This is a genomic window from Pseudomonas benzenivorans, assembly GCF_024397895.1.
Lineage (GTDB): Bacteria > Pseudomonadota > Gammaproteobacteria > Pseudomonadales > Pseudomonadaceae > Aquipseudomonas > Aquipseudomonas benzenivorans_A.
The window spans coordinates 646,777-662,586 of the sequence record NZ_CP073346.1; the positions used below are offsets into that span (position 1 = coordinate 646,777).

Genomic DNA, 15,810 nt, shown 5'->3' on the forward strand with positions numbered 1-15,810 from the left:
CATCATTTCGCACCTTTATCGATGCAAATTTCTGTGAATATTTTGCGAGCTACCCGGCTATCGCTGCCAACGCCTGCCGCAGGTCCGCACGCAAATCCTCCACATGCTCGATACCCACCGACAGGCGCACCAGGTTGTCGGTGATGCCGATCAGCTCGCGGCGCTCGGCAGGGATGGAGGCATGGGTCATCTTCGCCGGCTGGCTGATGAGGCTTTCCACCCCGCCCAGGCTCTCGGCCAGGGTGAACAGCTCGGTGGCCTCGAGAAAGCGCCGGGTGCCTTCGCCATCGCAGGCCAGATAGAGAGTGACCAGGCCACCGAAGCCGCGCATCTGCCGCCTGGCCAGGTGATGCTGCGGGTGGCTGGCAAGGCCCGGGTAGAGCACCGAGGCCACCTGGGGCTGGCGCTCCAGCCAGGCCGCCAGTTCGCTGGCGTTGTCGACGTGCCGCTGCAGGCGCAGGGCCAGGGTGCGCATGCCGCGCAGGCAGAGAAAGCTTGAGAAGGGATCGAGAATGCCACCCACCGAGTTCTGCAGGAAGGCCAGTTGCTCGGCCAGCTCAGGGCGGTCGGCCACCGCCACCAGCCCGGCGATTACATCGGAGTGGCCATTGAGGTACTTGGTCGCCGAATGCAGGACGAGGTCGAAGCCGTGCTCCAGTGGCCGCTGCAGATAGGGCGAGGCAAAGGTGTTGTCGGCCACGGTGAGGATGCCGCGTTCACGCCCCAGCCGACCGACCTCAGCCAGGTCGCAGAGCTTGAGGGTCGGATTGGTCGGCGTCTCGACCCAGATCATCCGGGTCTCGGGCTTGAGCGCCGCGGCCAGGGTGGCGGCGTCGGCGTCCGCCGGCACATAGCTGACCTGCAGGCCGGCGCCGGGCTTGCGCACCCGTTCGAACAGGCGGTAGGTGCCGCCGTACAGATCGTCCACCGCGACTATGTGACTACCGGCCGGCAGCAGCTCCAGCACCGTGGCGCAGGCGGCCAGGCCGGAAGCGAAGGCAAAGCCCTGGGCGCCGCCCTCCAGTTCGGCGATTGCGGCTTCGACGGCCTGACGCGTCGGGTTCTGGCTGCGCCCATACTCGTAGCCGGCGTGCACCCCGGGCGACTGTTGACGGAAGGTCGAAGTGGCGTAGATCGGCGGCATCACCGCGCCGGTCCAGTCCGGCTCATAGCCGGCGTGCACAGCCAGGGTTTCGAATTCACTCATGGGTGGCTCCTGTGGGCGATCGGCCAGGCCTCAGCGCAGGGTGCGGCGCCAGAGGTTGAGCACGTCGCTCTTGGTGATCAGGCCGAGGAAGCGGCCGTTCTCGACGATCAGCGCCACATGGCCCTGATCGAAGGTCTGCAGCAGGCGCTCGAGCGACACGTCCGGGTCGAGGGTCTCGAGTCTGGTGACCATCGCCTTGCGCACCGGCAGCTGGAAATGCTCCGGGGCGTCCTTCACCGCGCGCAGCAGGTCCCACTCGTCGATCAGGCCGACTACCCGGTCGCCCTCCATCACCGGCACCTGGTCGATGTCATGAAAGCGCATGCGCCCGTAGACCGCCGCCAGGCTTTCCTCGGGCTTGCAGGTGACGGTGGTGCCCTCGTCGTAGCGCCGCGCAATCAGGTCGCGCAGATTGCCCTCCTTCGGCCGCTCGATCAGACCCTGGTCGATCATCCAGTAGTCATTGAACATCTTCGACAGGTACTTGTTGCCGCTGTCGCAGACGAAGGTCAGCACGCGTTTGGCCGTGGTCTGCTCCCGGCAGTAGCGCAAGGCGGCGGCCAGCAGGGTGCCGGAGGAGGAGCCGGCCAGCACGCCTTCCTGCTGCAGCAGCAGGCGCGCGGTGTGCAGGCTCTCGGCGTCGGAGATGCGGTAGGCGCGCTTGACCAGGGCGAAATCGGCGATGGCCGGGACGAAGTCCTCGCCTATGCCCTCCACCAGCCAGCTGCCGGCCTCGCCGAACTGCCCCGTCTCCACGTAGTCGGCCAGCACCGAGCCTTCGGGGTCGGCCAGGACCATCTCGAGCTGCGGCGCCACCCGCTGGAAGAACCGGGTCAGGCCGCCCAGGGTGCCGCCCGAGCCGACACCGACCACCACCGCATCGACCCGCTGCGCCATCTGCGCCCAGATTTCCGGGCCGGTGCCGCTCTCGTGGGCCCAGGCATTGGCCGGGTTGTTGAACTGGTCGATATAGAAGGCGCCGGGCATCTGCGCGGCGATGCTGCGGGCCAGGTCCTGGTAGTACTCGGGGTGGCCCTTGCCCACGTCGGAGCGGGTCAGGCGCACCTCGGCGCCCAGGGCCTTGAGGTGGAAGATCTTCTCGCGGCTCATCTTGTCCGGCACCACCAGCAGCATGTGGTAGCCCTTCTGCGCGGCGACCAGGGCCAGGCCCAGTCCGGTGTTGCCGGCGGTGGCCTCGATGATGGTGCCGCCGGGCTTCAGCTCGCCGCTGCGCTCGGCGGCCTCGATCATGGTCAGGGCGATGCGGTCCTTGATCGAACCACCGGGATTCTGGCTCTCGAGCTTGACGAACAGCTCGCAGGGGCCGGTGTCCAGGTGGGTGAGCGGCAGGATCGGCGTGTTGCCGATCATCTCCAGGATAGGGCTGCTGGCCATGGTGTGCTCCCCGGCGTCGGCTGCGCTGGCCGCACCACAAGGGCAGGCCGATCGCGATGCCTTAAGTTATAGGCGCAGAGGTATCGAGGGGCCAGGCGCCAGCGCCCTCGAGCCGACGAAGGCAGCGCCGCTGCAAGCGCAATCCAGCGGGCGCCGAGCCTCCCCCTTGTTCCGCCTTTTGGCCGATCTGACACCTTCAGAAACGCGGCACAGTGGCCGATAAACCGCTCGCAACCGCACCTGGAGTGGAGACCTTCATGCATCAGGGTTTTCTCGGGCATTTCCTGCCCCCTGACCTCACCGAACCGACCCGTCTGCTACTGGCCCGCACCCTGATCTTCACGACCCTGTGCGGGTTGGTGGTGGGCCTGTACAGCTGCATCAAGTGGAGCCGCCTGGATCATCAGGTCCTGACCTATGGTTCGCTGCTCCTGCTCCTAGGCATGCCGCTGGCCCTGCTGCTGCTGCGCAGTTCGCTGTTCTCGCTGGGCGCCACGGCCAATCTTACCCTGGGCTTCATGTGCGGCTACGGGATGCTGATCACCTATCAACTGGGCGGCCTGCAATCGGCACACATCTACTGGGCACCGGTACTGATCGCCTTCGCCTACCTGCTGGCCGGCGCGCGCAGCGCGACCCTCTGGAGCCTGGTACTGGTGCTCTTCGTGTTCTGGCTTATCCGCCTGGAGCATACTGGCGCGGCGCTGCCTGCCTTCGAGCTGAGCCCGCGCGATGCGACCGTCAACACCTACTCGGGCTTCATCCTGCCGATGCTGGCGGTGTGGCTGGCGCAGTGGTACAGCGCCCGGGTGCGTATCCGGGCACTGCGCGACGCCGAACAGGCCGTGGAAGAAGCGCGCGCCTTCGGCACGCGGGCCGAACACAACCAGGCGCAACTGGCCGGCATGGTGGGCGACGTGCGCAGCACCGCCGCCGACCTGTTGCAGATGGCCGGCCAGCTGCAGCAGACCCAGGGCGGCATCCGCCAGCGCTGCCAGAGCATCGACCGCGACGTGCAGCACCAGGCCGATGCCATGCTGCAGCTCGACCACGCCCTGCATCAGGTGCTCGCCAGCCTGTCGGAAAGCACCGCGCAGATGCAGCGCCTGAGCCAGGACACCCAGCACAGCAGCACCCAGGTCAACCTCTGTGCCGAGCAGATGCAGCAGGCCCAGCAGAGCATGCAGGCCATCGAGCAGAGCAACAGGCGCATCACCGAATCCATGCAGATGATCAGCGCCATCGCCCAGCAGACCAACCTGCTGGCCCTCAACGCGGCCATCGAGGCGGCCCGCGCCGGCGAGCAGGGCCGCGGCTTCGCCGTGGTGGCCGACGAGGTGCGCAACCTGTCGCAGCGCAGCAACCAGACCGCCGACACCGTGCACAGCGTGCTCGGCCAGTCGCAGCAGACCATCGCCGCCGGCGTCGGCCAGGTCAGCGAGGTGGGCACGGCCCTGATCAGCAACCTCGGCCTGACCAACGCCCTGACCGACTCCATCCTGCAGCACCGCCAGACCCTCGACCAGGCCCACCGGCAACTGGCCGAGGTACGCGACAACAGCGCGGCGCAACGCGAGGCCAGCCAGCGCCAGCGTCAGGCCAGCGCCGAACTGCTCGGCGCCCAGGAGTCACTGGTGGTGCTGGGCGAGAAGCTCGAGCAACTGTCGCAGCAGTTGCACCGGCGCATCGGCCAATAGCGTCGAGCCGCCGCGCCCATGAAAAAGCCCGCACTCGGCGGGCTCTTGCAGGACGTTCAGGCTGCGGCTGGCTCAGTCGTTGCTGGGCTTGTTGATCGCCTGCAGCACATACTGCGGCAGGGCGAAGGCGCCCTGGTGGATGTCCGGGTTGTAGTAGCGGGTGACGATCCCGCTGCCGGCGAAGCGTTGGCGCAGGGTCTCCGTCGACAGCTTACGGTAGCCGCTGTCGGTGCCGCCCCAGGCGAAGGTCATGCTGCCACCGATGTAGGTCGGCACCGCGGCCATGTAGAAGTGCCAGTCGGCGAACAGCCCGCGCATGCGCCCGGCGGTGGTCTGCACCTCGGACAGCTGCATGAAGGGCGTACCGTTCTGGGTCACCAGGATGCCGCCGTCGTTCAGGCAGCGGCGGCAGGCCTGGTAGAAGTTCTCGGAGAACAGCACCTCGCCCGGACCGATGGGGTCGGTGGAGTCGGAGATGATCACGTCGAACTTGTCCTGGCAGGTGGCGACGAAACGCATGCCGTCGTCGATCACCAGGTTCAGCCGCGGGTCATCGAAGGCGCCGCTGGAATGCCTGGGCAGGAACTCCTTGCACATGTCGACCACGGTGCCGTCGATCTCGACCATGGTGATGTGCTCGACGCTGTCGTGCTTGCACACCTCGCGCAGCATGCCGCCGTCGCCGCCACCGATGATCAGCACGCGCTTGGCCAGGCCATGGGCGAGGATCGGCACATGGGTGAGCATCTCGTGGTAGATGAACTCGTCGGCCTCGGTGGTCTGGATCACCCCGTCCAGGGCCATGACCCGGCCCATGCGGGCGTTCTCGAAGATCACCAGGTGCTGGTGCTCGGTGCGCACCTCGTGCAACAGCTTGTCCACGCGAAAACGCTGACCATAGCCGTCGTACAGCGTCTCTTGGTAGTCGCTCATGGGGGTATCCCTCGTCGAAATCGTTGAATGCACTGGACAGCCGCCACTGACGCCCGCCGCCTGAACAAAGGCGTGCATTCTACGTCGCCGCACATGACAGGTCGAACCCTGGCCGTTTGAAAGTCAGGCGCGCGCTGACAGGCGCGTGACGGGCGGTTATCGTGGTCCGATGACGCCAGCCAACCCACCCCCGCTACTCCTGCCCTATCAACCGCCCTGGCACTGGCAACAGTTCCAGGGCCACTACGCGCTGCGCGCCCTGCCCGGCGTCGAACGGCTGGACACCGACGCCTACTGCCGCAGCTTTCGCCTGGGAGACGTTTGTGGCTGGTTCAGCGTGCAAACCGTGCCAGGCCAAGCCGCCCTGCAGCTGCGCCATAGCCACTCGGCGCTGGCCTGCTTGCCCCAACTGGTGCAGCGGGTACGGCGCATGTTCGACCTGGATGCCGCGCCACTGGAGATCGCCGCGCACCTGGCTGGCGACCCGCTGGTGGCGCCCCTGGTGGCGCACAACCCCGGCCTGCGCCTGCCGACCGCCTTCGACCCCTTCGAACAGGCGATCCGGGCCATCGTCGGCCAGCAAGTCACGGTGAAGGCGGCGGTGACCATCGCCGCGCGCCTGGTCAGCCGCCTCGGCGAACCGCTCAACGATGCCCCGGGCGCCGGCGTCGAGCGGCTGTTCCCCACGGCCGCAGCGCTGGCCGAGGCCAACCTGGACGGCATCGGCATGCCCGGCAAGCGCGTGCAGACCCTGCAGCATTTCGCCAGCCAGGTCGCCAGCGGCGCCCTGCGCCTCGACCTGGCGGACGGCTGCGAGGTGCTGATCGAGCGCCTCTGCGCCCTGCCCGGCATCGGCCCCTGGACCGCCGAATACATCGCCCTGCGCGCCTTCGGCGAGACCGATGCCTTTCCCGCCAGCGACCTGGGCCTGCTCAAGGCGCCGCTGTGGGGCGCCGGCGGCATCAGCACCAGGCAGCTCAAGGCCCGCGCCGAGGCCTGGCGCCCCTGGCGCGCCTACGCCGCGGCACACCTGTGGCACAACTACTCTGGAGGCTGAGGTCATGCACTACCGCTACCACGACAGTCCCGTCGGTCGCCTGCTGCTGGTCGGCGACGAAGCCGGTTTGCAGCAGTTGCTGATGGAGATGGATGAGCGGCCCTGGCAAATCGAAGAGGACTGGCAATCGGCCGGAGCCGAGCTGGACGCGCCCTGCCGCCAGCTGGACGACTACTTCGCCGGCCGGCGGCGGCGCTTCGAACTGCCCCTGGCGCCCCGCGGCACGGCCTTCCAGTTGGCCGTGTGGCAAGCCCTGCAACAGATCCCCTTCGGCCAGACCCGTTGCTACAGCGGCCTGGCCGAAGCGATCGGTCGGCCGCGGGCGGTGCGCGCCGTCGGCGCGGCCAACGGCGCCAATCCGATCGCCATCATCATCCCCTGCCACCGGGTGATCGGCCGCGACGGCAGCCTCACCGGCTACGCCGGCGGCCTGGCACGCAAGGCGCTGCTGCTGCAGCTGGAGGGGGTGCAGTCACCCCAGCAGGCGCTGGTGTTCTGACCCTCGCCGCAGCGCACGACGGCAACCTGTAACAGCGCACGCCGGCGGCGATCTAAGCCTCTAGATACTCACCTTCCGGGCCTGGCCGTGGGCCCGCGGGAGAAGGAGGTTGCCAACCCATGCCCTGGACACTTGCACACAGAGCACCGCTCAAGACAGTCGGCGCAGCCCTGGGACTGTTCGGCCTGCTGGTGGCTGTAAGCCATGCGGGTCGGCTTGACGACCCGCCGGACGCGCCGCAGCGCCTGCTAGCCGCCCCGCCGCAGGCCTATGCCGAGATCATGCTGCCCGGTGGGCCCGGCAAGGACGGCATTCCCTCCATCGATCGCCCGCGCTTCGAGGATGCCGCCAGCGCCGAGCGCTTCCTGGCGCCGGAGGACTGGGTGTTCGGCGTCTATCACGGCGGCCAGGCCCGCGCCTACCCGCAGCGGATTCTGGTGTGGCACGAAATCGTCAACGACCGCATCGCCGGCGAGCCGCTGTGCATCACCTACTGCCCGCTGACCGGCACGGCCCTGGGGTTCCAGCGCGGCGACAGCGAGTTCGGCGTTTCCGGCAAGCTGGTCAACAGCAACGTGGTGATGTACGACCGCGCCAGCGATAGCCACTGGTCGCAGATCCCCGGCGTCGCCATCAGCGGCCCCGCCCAGGGCCGGCAGCTGGCGGAGATCCGGGTGTTCTGGAGCACCTGGGCCAACTGGCGTGCCCGCCACCCGGACACCCTGGTGCTCACCACCGACACCGGCGCGCTGCGCAACTACAGGCGCGACCCCTATGGCAGCTACCAGCCGTTGCGCGGCTACTACGCCGCCGACGCGCTGATGTTTCCGGTGATGCATGAAGACGCGCGCTACCCCAGCAAGCACAGCATCCTCGGCTTTCGCACCGCCAGCGTGGCGGTCGCGGTGGACAAGGCCTATCTGCGCGCGCAACAGCTGATCCACTATCGGCACGGCGACGAGCACTTCCTGATCATCCACGACCCCGGCCTGGATACCGGCTGGGTGCTGCGCGCCGACCGGCCCGTGCCACTCGACCCGGCATCGCTGCGCTTCACCGCCGAGGGTCCTCAGGCTGAAGGGTTGCAAGGTCTGGAGCCGATCAATGCGTTCGAGGCCATGTGGTTCGCCTGGTACGCCTTCTACCCCGAGACGGTACTGCTCGATGGCCACGAGCAAGATTAGTCGCGCGTTGGTCGGCGTGGCGGCCGCGGTCTACGGGCTGCTCTACCTGTATGCCGTCGGCGACCTGGACCTGGGACCGGCCGGCTGGGGCTGGTCGAGCCTGCCTTGGGACTGGCAGCGCCTGATCGCCCAGCGCGGGCCCTGGCACTTCGAGGCCATCGCCATGCTCGAGCTGGGGCATGGGTTGGTGCTGTTGAGTCCGCTCAACCTGCTGCTGGCGGCGCTCCTGGGCCTGTTGCTCGGCGCCAACCTGCACGGCGCCCTGGCCCTGCGCCGGCGCCCCAGCTGTTCGTCCGGCGCCCGCGCGGCCTGGAGCATCGGCCTGTGGCCGGCGCTGCTGGCCGGCGGTGCCTGCTGCGCGCCGAGCCTGCTGTTGCTGGTGGGCATCCCCGGCCTCGGCGCCTTCGTCGGCCTGTTCTCCTGGCTACTGCCACTGTCACTGACGCTGCTGATCGGCAGCCGCCTGTGGCAACGCCGTCGCGGCGCGCCGCGCCTGCTGGGACTGCTGTGAACCCGGCCACTCAGGGGGGTGGGATGCGCGCCAAAACCTGGGCCGGCAGCACCAGCGGCCGGGCCAGGATCAACCCTTCGCCGGAAGCCGGATAGACCCCGGTCAGCGCGGTGATATTGACCTGATGGGACACCAGCACCATGACCGTACCGGGCATCAGGGCGTTGACCCGCTCGACCAGCTCGGCGGTCTGCGCCTTGGCCCGGGCACGGGCGGCGAAGAAGGAGTCCAGTGCCGGCAGCGGCTCGACCGGGCCCAGGTCCATCTGCTGCGCGGTATCCCGGGCGCGACACCAGCGGCTGCTGAGCAGGCGCGGGCGGGAAATGCCCTGATTTCGCAGCAACTGGCCCCAGCGCCGTGCCTCATCCCGACCACGCTGGTCGAGGTTGCGCTGGGTCGAGCAATCGCCCAGGCGGAAGTTCGCCGGATCGCCCATGCCCGGCGCGGTGGCGTGACGCAACAGCAGCACGGCCCGCCCTTCGCGCAGGGCATCCCAGGCTTCGCGCTCGCTGGCCTGGGCGGCACCGGGCAGGGCCAGCCAGGCCAGCAACAGACAGGCGACGAAGCGGTCGGGCATGTCAGAGCGCCGCGCTGCTCCGCGGCCCGGCCAGGGCCCAGATGATCAGGCCGATCACCGGCAGGAAGAGGATCAGCAGCACCCAGAGCACCTTCTTGCCGGTGTCGGCGCCGCTATTGATCACCTGGAGGATGGCCCAGATATCCAGGACCAAAATGACCAGGCCGAGCAGGCCATTCAAGGTAGAACCCATGGTGACACTCCTGTGCAGGTGGGTTGCCCTCGTAGGATAGCCGCCCCTGGCCGGATCGCTCCGGGCCGCTGCCGGGTCGAGCGACGCGGCGCAATGGCCTACAGGCGATCGAGGTCGATCACCGCAAAGCTGGCGACGGTCTCGTGGCCGGCCAGCTCGCCACCCTCGCGGGCCAGGCCGACGGTCTGCAGGCCGGCCTGCTGGGCGGCATCCAGCTCCTCGACGATGTCCGAAAGAAAGACGATCTCCTCGGCCGGACAACCGATGGCCTGGGCGATGTTGCGGTAGGAGGCGATCTCGCGCTTGGGCCCGCTGGTGGTGTCGAAATAGCCGCTGAACAGCGGGGTCAGGTCGCCCGCCTCGGAGCAGCCGAAGATCAGGCGCTGCGCCTGGATCGAGCCGGAGGAGTAGACATAGAGGTCGTAGCCCTGCTGCTTCCAGCGCTTGAGCGCCTCCACCGCATCGGGGTAGACATGGCCCTTGAGCTGGCCGGCCTGGTAGCCCTCGGCCCAGACCATGCCCTGCAGGGCCTTGAGCGGCGTGGCCTTGCGGTCGGCGGCGATCCAGCCGAGGAGGATCTCGACCACCCGCTGGACGTCGGCCTCGGGCTCGCCGCTCTCCGCCCGCACCGCCGCCAGCTGCTCGGCCACCGCCGGCTCGTCGGCGTGCGCCAGAACGAAGTCCGGCAGGTGCCGGGCGGCATAGGGAAACAGCACGTCGAAGACGAAGCTCACCGCACTGGTGGTGCCTTCGATATCGGTGAGAATGGCTTTGATCGGCATGGCAACTCCAAAGTTTGGGTGGCAGGCCTCCCGGCCCGCCACCTCGACGCAGTCAGCAGGGCGCTCGCCGTAGCAGCCGCCCCAAAATCAGGCTCAGTCTTCCAGGCGCGGGAAGCGGCTGGCGATGTCCTCGCCGGTGAACTGGGCGACCCAGCCTTCCGGGTTGTTGAACAGACGGATGGCCACGAAGTGCGGGTGCTCGCCCATGTCGAACCAGTGGCGGGTGCCGGCCGGCACCGAGATCAGGTCGTTCTTCTCGCACAGCACGGCGTACACGTAGTCGTCGATATGCAGGGTGAACAGGCCACGCCCGGCGACGAAGAAGCGCACCTCGTCCTCGGCATGGCGGTGCTCGTCGAGGAACTTGGCGCGCAATTCGGTCTTCTGCGGGTGGTCGTCGCTCAGGCTGATCACGTCGACGGTGACGTAGCCGCGCTCGCTCATCAGCTGGTCGATCTGTGGACGGTAGGCGGCGATCACCTCGTCCTGGCTGGCGCCGGGGGCGATGGGCGCCACGGCCTGCCAGCGCTCGAAGCGCACGCCGACCTCGGCCAGGGTGCTGGCGATGTCCTCGAGGTGGGTCAGGACCTTGTTCGGCTGGTCGGGGGAAGATTCGTGGTAGACGCTCAGGCTGCTCATGCTCGGGCTCTCGCTGTGATTGGGGGGAACGGAATCAGGCCTTGTGCAGGGCCCGCACCTTCAGCTCGCACTCGAAGAGGAACTCGAAGGCTTCGATCTGGCGCAGCGCGTCGCTCATCCGCGCGCCCCAGGTGTACAGGCCGTGACCGCGGATCAGGTAGCCGACGCAGTCCGGATGGGCCTCCAGCCAGGGCTGCACCTTGGCCGCCAGGCGGGCGATGTCCTGGTCGTTGTCGAAGATCGGCACCTCGACCTGGGACTCGTGGGTGGTGACGCCGCTGAAGGCCTTCTGCAGCTCGTAGTCGGCGAACACCAGCGACTCACTGAGGCACAGGCGCGACAGCACGGTGGCGTTGACCGAGTGGGTGTGCAGCACCGCGCCGATCTCCGGCTTCCAGCTGTACAGCTGGGTATGCAGCAGGGTCTCGGCCGAGGGCTTCTTGCCCGGCTCGAGGCTACGCCCCTGCAGGTCGGTGGCCAGCACGTCGTCCGGCCCCAATTCTCCCTTGTGCTTGCCGGACACGGTCAAGAGCGCTTCGCTCGGCGACAGGCGCACCGAGTAGTTGCTGCTGGTGGCCGGCGACCAGCCACGGCCGTAGAGAAAGCGGCCGGCCTCGATGATCTGTTGGGCGAGTTGTTCGCGGGTCGGGCTCATGGCCTCTCCTCTTGCAAGCGTGTGGCGGTAATGACGGCAGCCGCCAGGGCTGCCAGGCTGGCGATGGCAAAGGTCCAGGCCGGCCCCAGGCTGTTCCAACTGTAACCGGAGTACAGCGCGCCGAGGGCGCCGCCTATCCCGGCCAGGGTGGCATAGAGTGCCTGACCCTGGCCTTGCTGGCGGTCGGCGAAACTGCGCTGGACGAAATGGATGGCGGCGGCGTGAAAGCTGCCGAAGGTCGCCGCGTGCATCAGCTGGGCGAACAGCAGCACTGCCAGGTGATCGGCCAGGGTGCCGAGCAGCAGCCAGCGCAGCGCGGTAATCAGGAAACTGGCCAGCAGCACGGTGCGCAGCGAATAGCGCGCCAGCAGTCGGGCCATGAACAGAAACAGCACGATCTCCGCCACCACCCCCAGGGCCCAGAGCTGGCCGATCAGGCCACGGGCGTAGCCCAGCGCCTCCAGGTGCAGGGTGAGGAAGGTGTAGTAGGGCCCGCTGCTCAGCTGCATCAGGCCGACGCTGCAGTAGAACGCCAGAATGCCGGGGCGCCGCAATTGCTTGAGGAAGCCGCCCAGGGCCGGGTCGCTGGGGCGCATCTGCGGCTCGGCATTGGGCACCCAGCAGCTGCTGACGACGATGCCGGCCATGATCAGCACCAGGGCCCAGGGAAAGGCATCCAGGCTGACAGACTCGAACAGCTTGCCCAGGCCGACCACGGCGACGATGAAACCGATGCTGCCCCACAGGCGGATCTCGCTGTAGCGCGTGGCCCGCTCGCGCAGGTGGGCCAGGGTGATGACCTCGAACTGCGGCAGCACCGCGTGCCAGAAGAACGCATGGGCGGCCATGATCAGCGCCAGCCAGGCATAGCTCTGGCTGATGAAGATGCCGGCGAAGCACAGCAGGGTGCAGACCGCGCCGAATCGCACGATGGCCAGGCGCCGGCCACTGTAGTCGCCCAGCCATCCCCACAGGTTCGGGGCGATGCAGCGCATCAGCATGGGAATGGCCACCAGCTCGCCGATGCGCGCGGCGGAAAAGCCCAGGTGATCGAAATACAGCGCCAGGAACGGCGCCGTGGCGCCGAGCAGGGAGAAGTAGCAGAAGTAGAAGCCGGACAGGCGCCAGTAGGGCAACGCGGGGCTCATGACCTGACCCGCGACATGCCTCAGAGCTGCCCCAGAACCGGCGTGCCGACGCGGACGCCGGCGTTCTGCCCGCGGTGACGCAACAGGTGGTCCATCAGCACGATGGCCATCATCGCTTCGGCGATCGGCGTGGCGCGGATGCCCACGCACGGGTCGTGGCGGCCCTTGGTGATCATCTCCACCGGGTTGCCGTCGACATCGATCGAGCGCCCCGACGTGGTGATGCTGGAGGTCGGCTTGAGCGCCAGGTGGGCGACGATCGGCTGGCCGCTGGAGATGCCGCCGAGGATGCCGCCGGCATTGTTGGACAGGAAACCCTCGGGCGTCAGTTCGTCGCGGTGCTCGGTGCCGCGCTGGGCGACACTGGCGAAACCGGCGCCGATCTCCACCCCCTTGACCGCATTGATGCTCATCAGGGCATGGGCCAGCTCGGCATCCAGGCGGTCGAAGATCGGCTCGCCGAGACCGGGCATCACGCCCTCGGCGACCACGGTGATCTTGGCCCCGACCGAATCCTGGTCGCGGCGCAGCTGGTCCATGTAGGCCTCCAGCTCCGGCACCTTGTCCGGGTCGGGACTGAAGAAGGCGTTCTGCTCGACGCTGTCCCAGCCTTTGAACGGGATCTCGATCGGGCCCAACTGGCTCATATAGCCGCGAACGAGGATGCCCTCGGTGGCCAGGTACTTCTTGGCGATGGCGCCGGCCGCCACGCGCATGGCGGTCTCGCGCGCCGAGCTGCGACCGCCGCCGCGGTAGTCGCGGATGCCGTACTTGTGGTGGTAGCTGTAGTCGGCGTGGGCCGGGCGGAACAGGTCCTTGATCGCCGAGTAGTCCTTGGACTTCTGATCGGTGTTGCGGATCAGCAGACCAATGGCGCAACCGGTGGTCTTGCCCTCGAACACCCCGGAGAGGATCTCCACCACGTCGTCTTCCTGACGCTGGGTGGTGTGGCGGCTGGTGCCCGGCTTGCGCCGGTCGAGGTCGCGCTGCATGTCCGCAAGGCTCAGCTCCAGCCCCGGCGGGCAGCCGTCTACGATGGCGACCAGGGCCGGGCCATGGCTTTCGCCGGCGGTGGTGACGGTGAACAGCTTGCCGTAGGTATTGCCGGACATGTGCAAAAGGCTCCGCGGGAATCGACTCCGGACCGGCCGCCACAGCGCGCCAGGCCCCACTCAGTAAAGCCGGCGAGTATACCCGCGGCGCCGCTCCAGTTCACCCCTCGAACCTTGGCCGTAGAAGCTATCGAAGCCCTTCCTTGTAAGGGTTACAGTCCGTTGGCACGAACGCCCGGATCGCCGCTGCTTCTGTTTACGGGCCCGCTGCAAGCTGCCCCGCGACGCGGCGCAATGCCAGATCCAGCACTGCGCCAGCCAGGGCAGAGCCAATGCCCCCTGCCCTGGCCCACTGCATAGCGACGGCTCGCGCTCCAGCTTGAGAGAAAGCGGCCGATAATCCGGATACTCGTTACTCGCATTCGTACGCGCGCACAGGATTGCAGACCCATGCTCGAGCCTCAGGCCCAGGCGCCCAAACCAGACATTTCCGCAGATCCGCCGGCAGCGGTCGAAGCGACCCATCCCTGGGCGAATCTCGATCCCGAACAGTTCCGTCTGCTGCGCCTGGCCCCGCTTCCAGCCGACCGCAGTACCGGACTGCGGCCCCTGCGTTTTGCCGAACTGGGCCGCCTGGTGCGTCACAGCAAGGCGCAAAGCCTGCTGCGCCTGACGGTACAACTGCCCGGTCAACACTTGCGCCCCGAGCAGAACCGGCTGGAGGTATGGATCGATCACCGCGGCAAGGAGGTGCGCTTCGGCCCCGAAGGCGGCCTGCAGGTAGAGCCCGGCAACCGCGGCCTGGGCCGTTTCCTGCTGGCCCAGGGCATCGCCTGGGCCAAGCAGCACTGCGCCCACTATCAGGTTGAGGGCGGCGCACTGCCCGCCAAGGCAGTGGCCAGTGAAGACGCCAGGGCTCGGCGCGATCATTGCCTGCTGGCCCAGGGTTTTACCCTGGACTACCTCGACCCGCTGCAACTCAAGGCTCACTACGGTGCGCCGCGGCTCGGCGCGCTGCACGAGGACTGGAATGCCGACAAGGTCCAGATCGTCGAGACGCTGGAGGTTGCCGCCATGCTGCAGCAAACCGACCAGGCCCTGCACGACCAGGCGGTAAAGATCCGCAAGCAGGAAGAGCGCATCGATCGCTTCAGGGCCGAGGACAGCACCCTGCGCTTTACCGTCGGCTGCCTGGTGACGTTCTGCCTGTTCCAGGCCGGCTTGCTGATCTGGATGTCGGTGCGCTAACTGCGCCCCTCAGCGTTCAAGCATTCAGGCGCTGGCAAAACAGCGCCTGATGCTCGCGGCACTGCTGGGCCGCCAGCAGGAACACGCCGTGGCCGCCGCGCTCGAACTCCAGCCAGGTGAAGTCCACCTCGGGGTACAGCGTCTCGACGTGCACCTGGCTGTTGCCGACCTCGACAATCAGCAGGCCCTTGTCGGTGAGGTGATCGGCGGCCTCGGCGAGCATGCGCCGCACCAGGTCCAGGCCATCGTCGCCACAGGCCAGGCCCAGGGCCGGCTCATGCTGGTATTCGGCCGGCATGTCGGCAAAATCCTCGGCGTCGACATAGGGCGGGTTGGAGACGATCAGGTCGAAGCGCTGGCCCGGCAAGCCGGCGAAGCCGTCGCCCTGTACCGTGTAGACCCGCTCTTCCAGGCCGTGCCGCTCGATATTCTGGTTGGCCACCTCCAGCGCCTCGAACGACAGGTCGCCCAGCACCACCTCGGCCTCGGGGAACTCATACGCACAGGCGATGCCGATGCAGCCCGAGCCGGTGCACAGGTCGAGGATGCGGGCCGGCTCAGTGCCCAGCCAGGGCTGGAAGTGCTGCTCGATCAGCTCGGCAATGGGTGAGCGGGGAATCAGCACGCGCTCGTCGACCAGAAACGGCAGGCCGCAGAACCAGGCTTCGCCGAGCAGGTAGGCGGTCGGCACCCGGTCGCCGATGCGCCGCTCGAGCAGGGCCTGCAACCGCGCATGCTCATCGTCTTCCAGTCGGCAGTCGAGGTAGCTGTCGGCGATCTCCCAGGGCAGGTGCAGAGCGCCCAGCACCAGCTGGCGCGCCTCGTCCCAGGCATTGTCGGTGCCATGGCCATGAAACAGCCCTTCGCCATGGAAGCGGCTAACCGCCCAACGGATGTAATCACGCAGGGTGCGCAGGCGGGTTTGGCTGGCGGGCGAAAGGGCGGTCACAGGCAGTCTCCGGAAAAAAGAGCGTGCAGTTTAGCCGAACGGCTCAGCCGCGACGCATTGCCGAACGAAAACGCCGCACCGCCC

At 67.8% G+C, this 15,810-nt stretch carries 17 protein-coding genes; 6 read left to right on the plus strand and 11 right to left on the minus strand.

The genetic code is table 11. The annotated features are described in order from the left end of the window. Nucleotides 1–49: 49 nt before the first annotated feature. Both KDW96_RS02880 and KDW96_RS02885 read right to left on the minus strand, forming a co-directional pair. Nucleotides 50–1,207 (minus strand): trans-sulfuration enzyme family protein, encoded by a 1,158-nt coding sequence (locus tag KDW96_RS02880; RefSeq protein WP_255838906.1) that lies wholly within the window; start codon nucleotides 1,205–1,207, stop codon nucleotides 50–52. Nucleotides 1,208–1,237: 30 nt separating this feature from the next. Beyond that, nucleotides 1,238–2,602, minus strand: coding sequence for a pyridoxal-phosphate dependent enzyme (locus KDW96_RS02885; RefSeq protein WP_255838907.1), 1,365 nt, complete (start codon nucleotides 2,600–2,602; stop codon nucleotides 1,238–1,240). 1,160 nt (nucleotides 2,603–3,762) lie between these two features. On the opposite strand from KDW96_RS02885, the gene KDW96_RS22145 reads away from it, so the two are divergent. Next, complete coding sequence (locus KDW96_RS22145) at nucleotides 3,763–4,299, plus strand: methyl-accepting chemotaxis protein (protein ID WP_370295495.1); 537 nt, start codon at nucleotides 3,763–3,765, stop codon at nucleotides 4,297–4,299. Nucleotides 4,300–4,371: 72 nt separating this feature from the next. On the opposite strand, the gene speE is transcribed toward KDW96_RS22145, so the two are convergent. Next, on the minus strand, nucleotides 4,372–5,232 hold the full coding sequence (gene speE, locus KDW96_RS02895; RefSeq protein ID WP_255838909.1) for a polyamine aminopropyltransferase: 861 nt from the start codon (nucleotides 5,230–5,232) through the stop codon (nucleotides 4,372–4,374). Between the two features lie 169 nt (nucleotides 5,233–5,401). On the opposite strand from speE, the gene KDW96_RS02900 reads away from it, so the two are divergent. The 4 genes from KDW96_RS02900 (at nucleotide 5,402) to KDW96_RS02915 (ending at nucleotide 8,483) form a co-directional block, all read left to right on the plus strand. Continuing rightward, nucleotides 5,402–6,289 (plus strand): DNA-3-methyladenine glycosylase family protein, encoded by an 888-nt coding sequence (locus tag KDW96_RS02900; RefSeq protein WP_255838910.1) that lies wholly within the window; start codon nucleotides 5,402–5,404, stop codon nucleotides 6,287–6,289. Nucleotides 6,290–6,293: 4 nt separating this feature from the next. Further along, nucleotides 6,294–6,788 carry a methylated-DNA--[protein]-cysteine S-methyltransferase gene (locus tag KDW96_RS02905; RefSeq protein WP_255838911.1) on the plus strand — a complete coding sequence of 165 codons (495 nt, stop codon included), beginning with the start codon at nucleotides 6,294–6,296 and terminating at the stop codon, nucleotides 6,786–6,788. Nucleotides 6,789–6,907: 119 nt separating this feature from the next. Then, a complete protein-coding gene (locus KDW96_RS02910) occupies nucleotides 6,908–7,972 on the plus strand; it encodes a DUF3179 domain-containing protein (RefSeq protein WP_255838912.1) in 1,065 nt (354 codons plus the stop codon). Further along, nucleotides 7,953–8,483 carry a hypothetical protein gene (locus KDW96_RS02915; protein ID WP_255838913.1) on the plus strand — a complete coding sequence of 177 codons (531 nt, stop codon included), beginning with the start codon at nucleotides 7,953–7,955 and terminating at the stop codon, nucleotides 8,481–8,483. The genes KDW96_RS02910 and KDW96_RS02915 overlap by 20 nt, the downstream gene beginning before the upstream one ends. Nucleotides 8,484–8,493: 10 nt before the next feature. Here the strand turns inward: KDW96_RS02915 and KDW96_RS02920 are convergent, their stop codons facing one another. From KDW96_RS02920 to aroC, 7 genes are all read right to left on the minus strand, one after another. After that, nucleotides 8,494–9,060 carry a histidine phosphatase family protein gene (locus KDW96_RS02920; protein ID WP_255838914.1) on the minus strand — a complete coding sequence of 189 codons (567 nt, stop codon included), beginning with the start codon at nucleotides 9,058–9,060 and terminating at the stop codon, nucleotides 8,494–8,496. Nucleotide 9,061: 1 nt separating this feature from the next. After that, entirely contained in the window at nucleotides 9,062–9,253 is a 192-nt protein-coding gene (locus KDW96_RS02925; RefSeq protein ID WP_255838915.1) for a PLD nuclease N-terminal domain-containing protein, read from the minus strand. A gap of 98 nt (nucleotides 9,254–9,351) precedes the next feature. Next, the gene (gene mtnC / locus KDW96_RS02930; protein WP_255838916.1) at nucleotides 9,352–10,035 is read right to left on the minus strand and encodes an acireductone synthase; all 684 of its coding nucleotides are present in this window, start codon (nucleotides 10,033–10,035) and stop codon (nucleotides 9,352–9,354) included. A gap of 93 nt (nucleotides 10,036–10,128) precedes the next feature. After that, complete coding sequence (locus KDW96_RS02935; RefSeq protein ID WP_255838917.1) at nucleotides 10,129–10,674, minus strand: 1,2-dihydroxy-3-keto-5-methylthiopentene dioxygenase; 546 nt, start codon at nucleotides 10,672–10,674, stop codon at nucleotides 10,129–10,131. Nucleotides 10,675–10,708: 34 nt separating this feature from the next. Beyond that, on the minus strand, nucleotides 10,709–11,329 hold the full coding sequence (locus KDW96_RS02940; protein WP_255838918.1) for a methylthioribulose 1-phosphate dehydratase: 621 nt from the start codon (nucleotides 11,327–11,329) through the stop codon (nucleotides 10,709–10,711). After that, nucleotides 11,326–12,477, minus strand: coding sequence for an MFS transporter (locus KDW96_RS02945; protein WP_255838919.1), 1,152 nt, complete (start codon nucleotides 12,475–12,477; stop codon nucleotides 11,326–11,328). Before KDW96_RS02945 ends, KDW96_RS02940 begins: the two co-directional genes overlap by 4 nt. A 20-nt stretch (nucleotides 12,478–12,497) precedes the next feature. After that, on the minus strand, nucleotides 12,498–13,589 hold the full coding sequence (gene aroC / locus KDW96_RS02950) for a chorismate synthase (RefSeq protein WP_255838920.1): 1,092 nt from the start codon (nucleotides 13,587–13,589) through the stop codon (nucleotides 12,498–12,500). Between the two features lie 390 nt (nucleotides 13,590–13,979). Between aroC and KDW96_RS02955 the strand changes: the two genes are divergently transcribed. Continuing rightward, nucleotides 13,980–14,777 carry a hypothetical protein gene (locus tag KDW96_RS02955; RefSeq protein ID WP_255838921.1) on the plus strand — a complete coding sequence of 266 codons (798 nt, stop codon included), beginning with the start codon at nucleotides 13,980–13,982 and terminating at the stop codon, nucleotides 14,775–14,777. A 16-nt stretch (nucleotides 14,778–14,793) separates the two neighbouring features. Here KDW96_RS02955 and prmB read toward each other — a convergent pair whose 3' ends face one another. After that, a complete protein-coding gene (prmB, locus tag KDW96_RS02960) occupies nucleotides 14,794–15,726 on the minus strand; it encodes a 50S ribosomal protein L3 N(5)-glutamine methyltransferase (protein ID WP_255838923.1) in 933 nt (310 codons plus the stop codon). Nucleotides 15,727–15,810 lie beyond the last annotated feature (84 nt).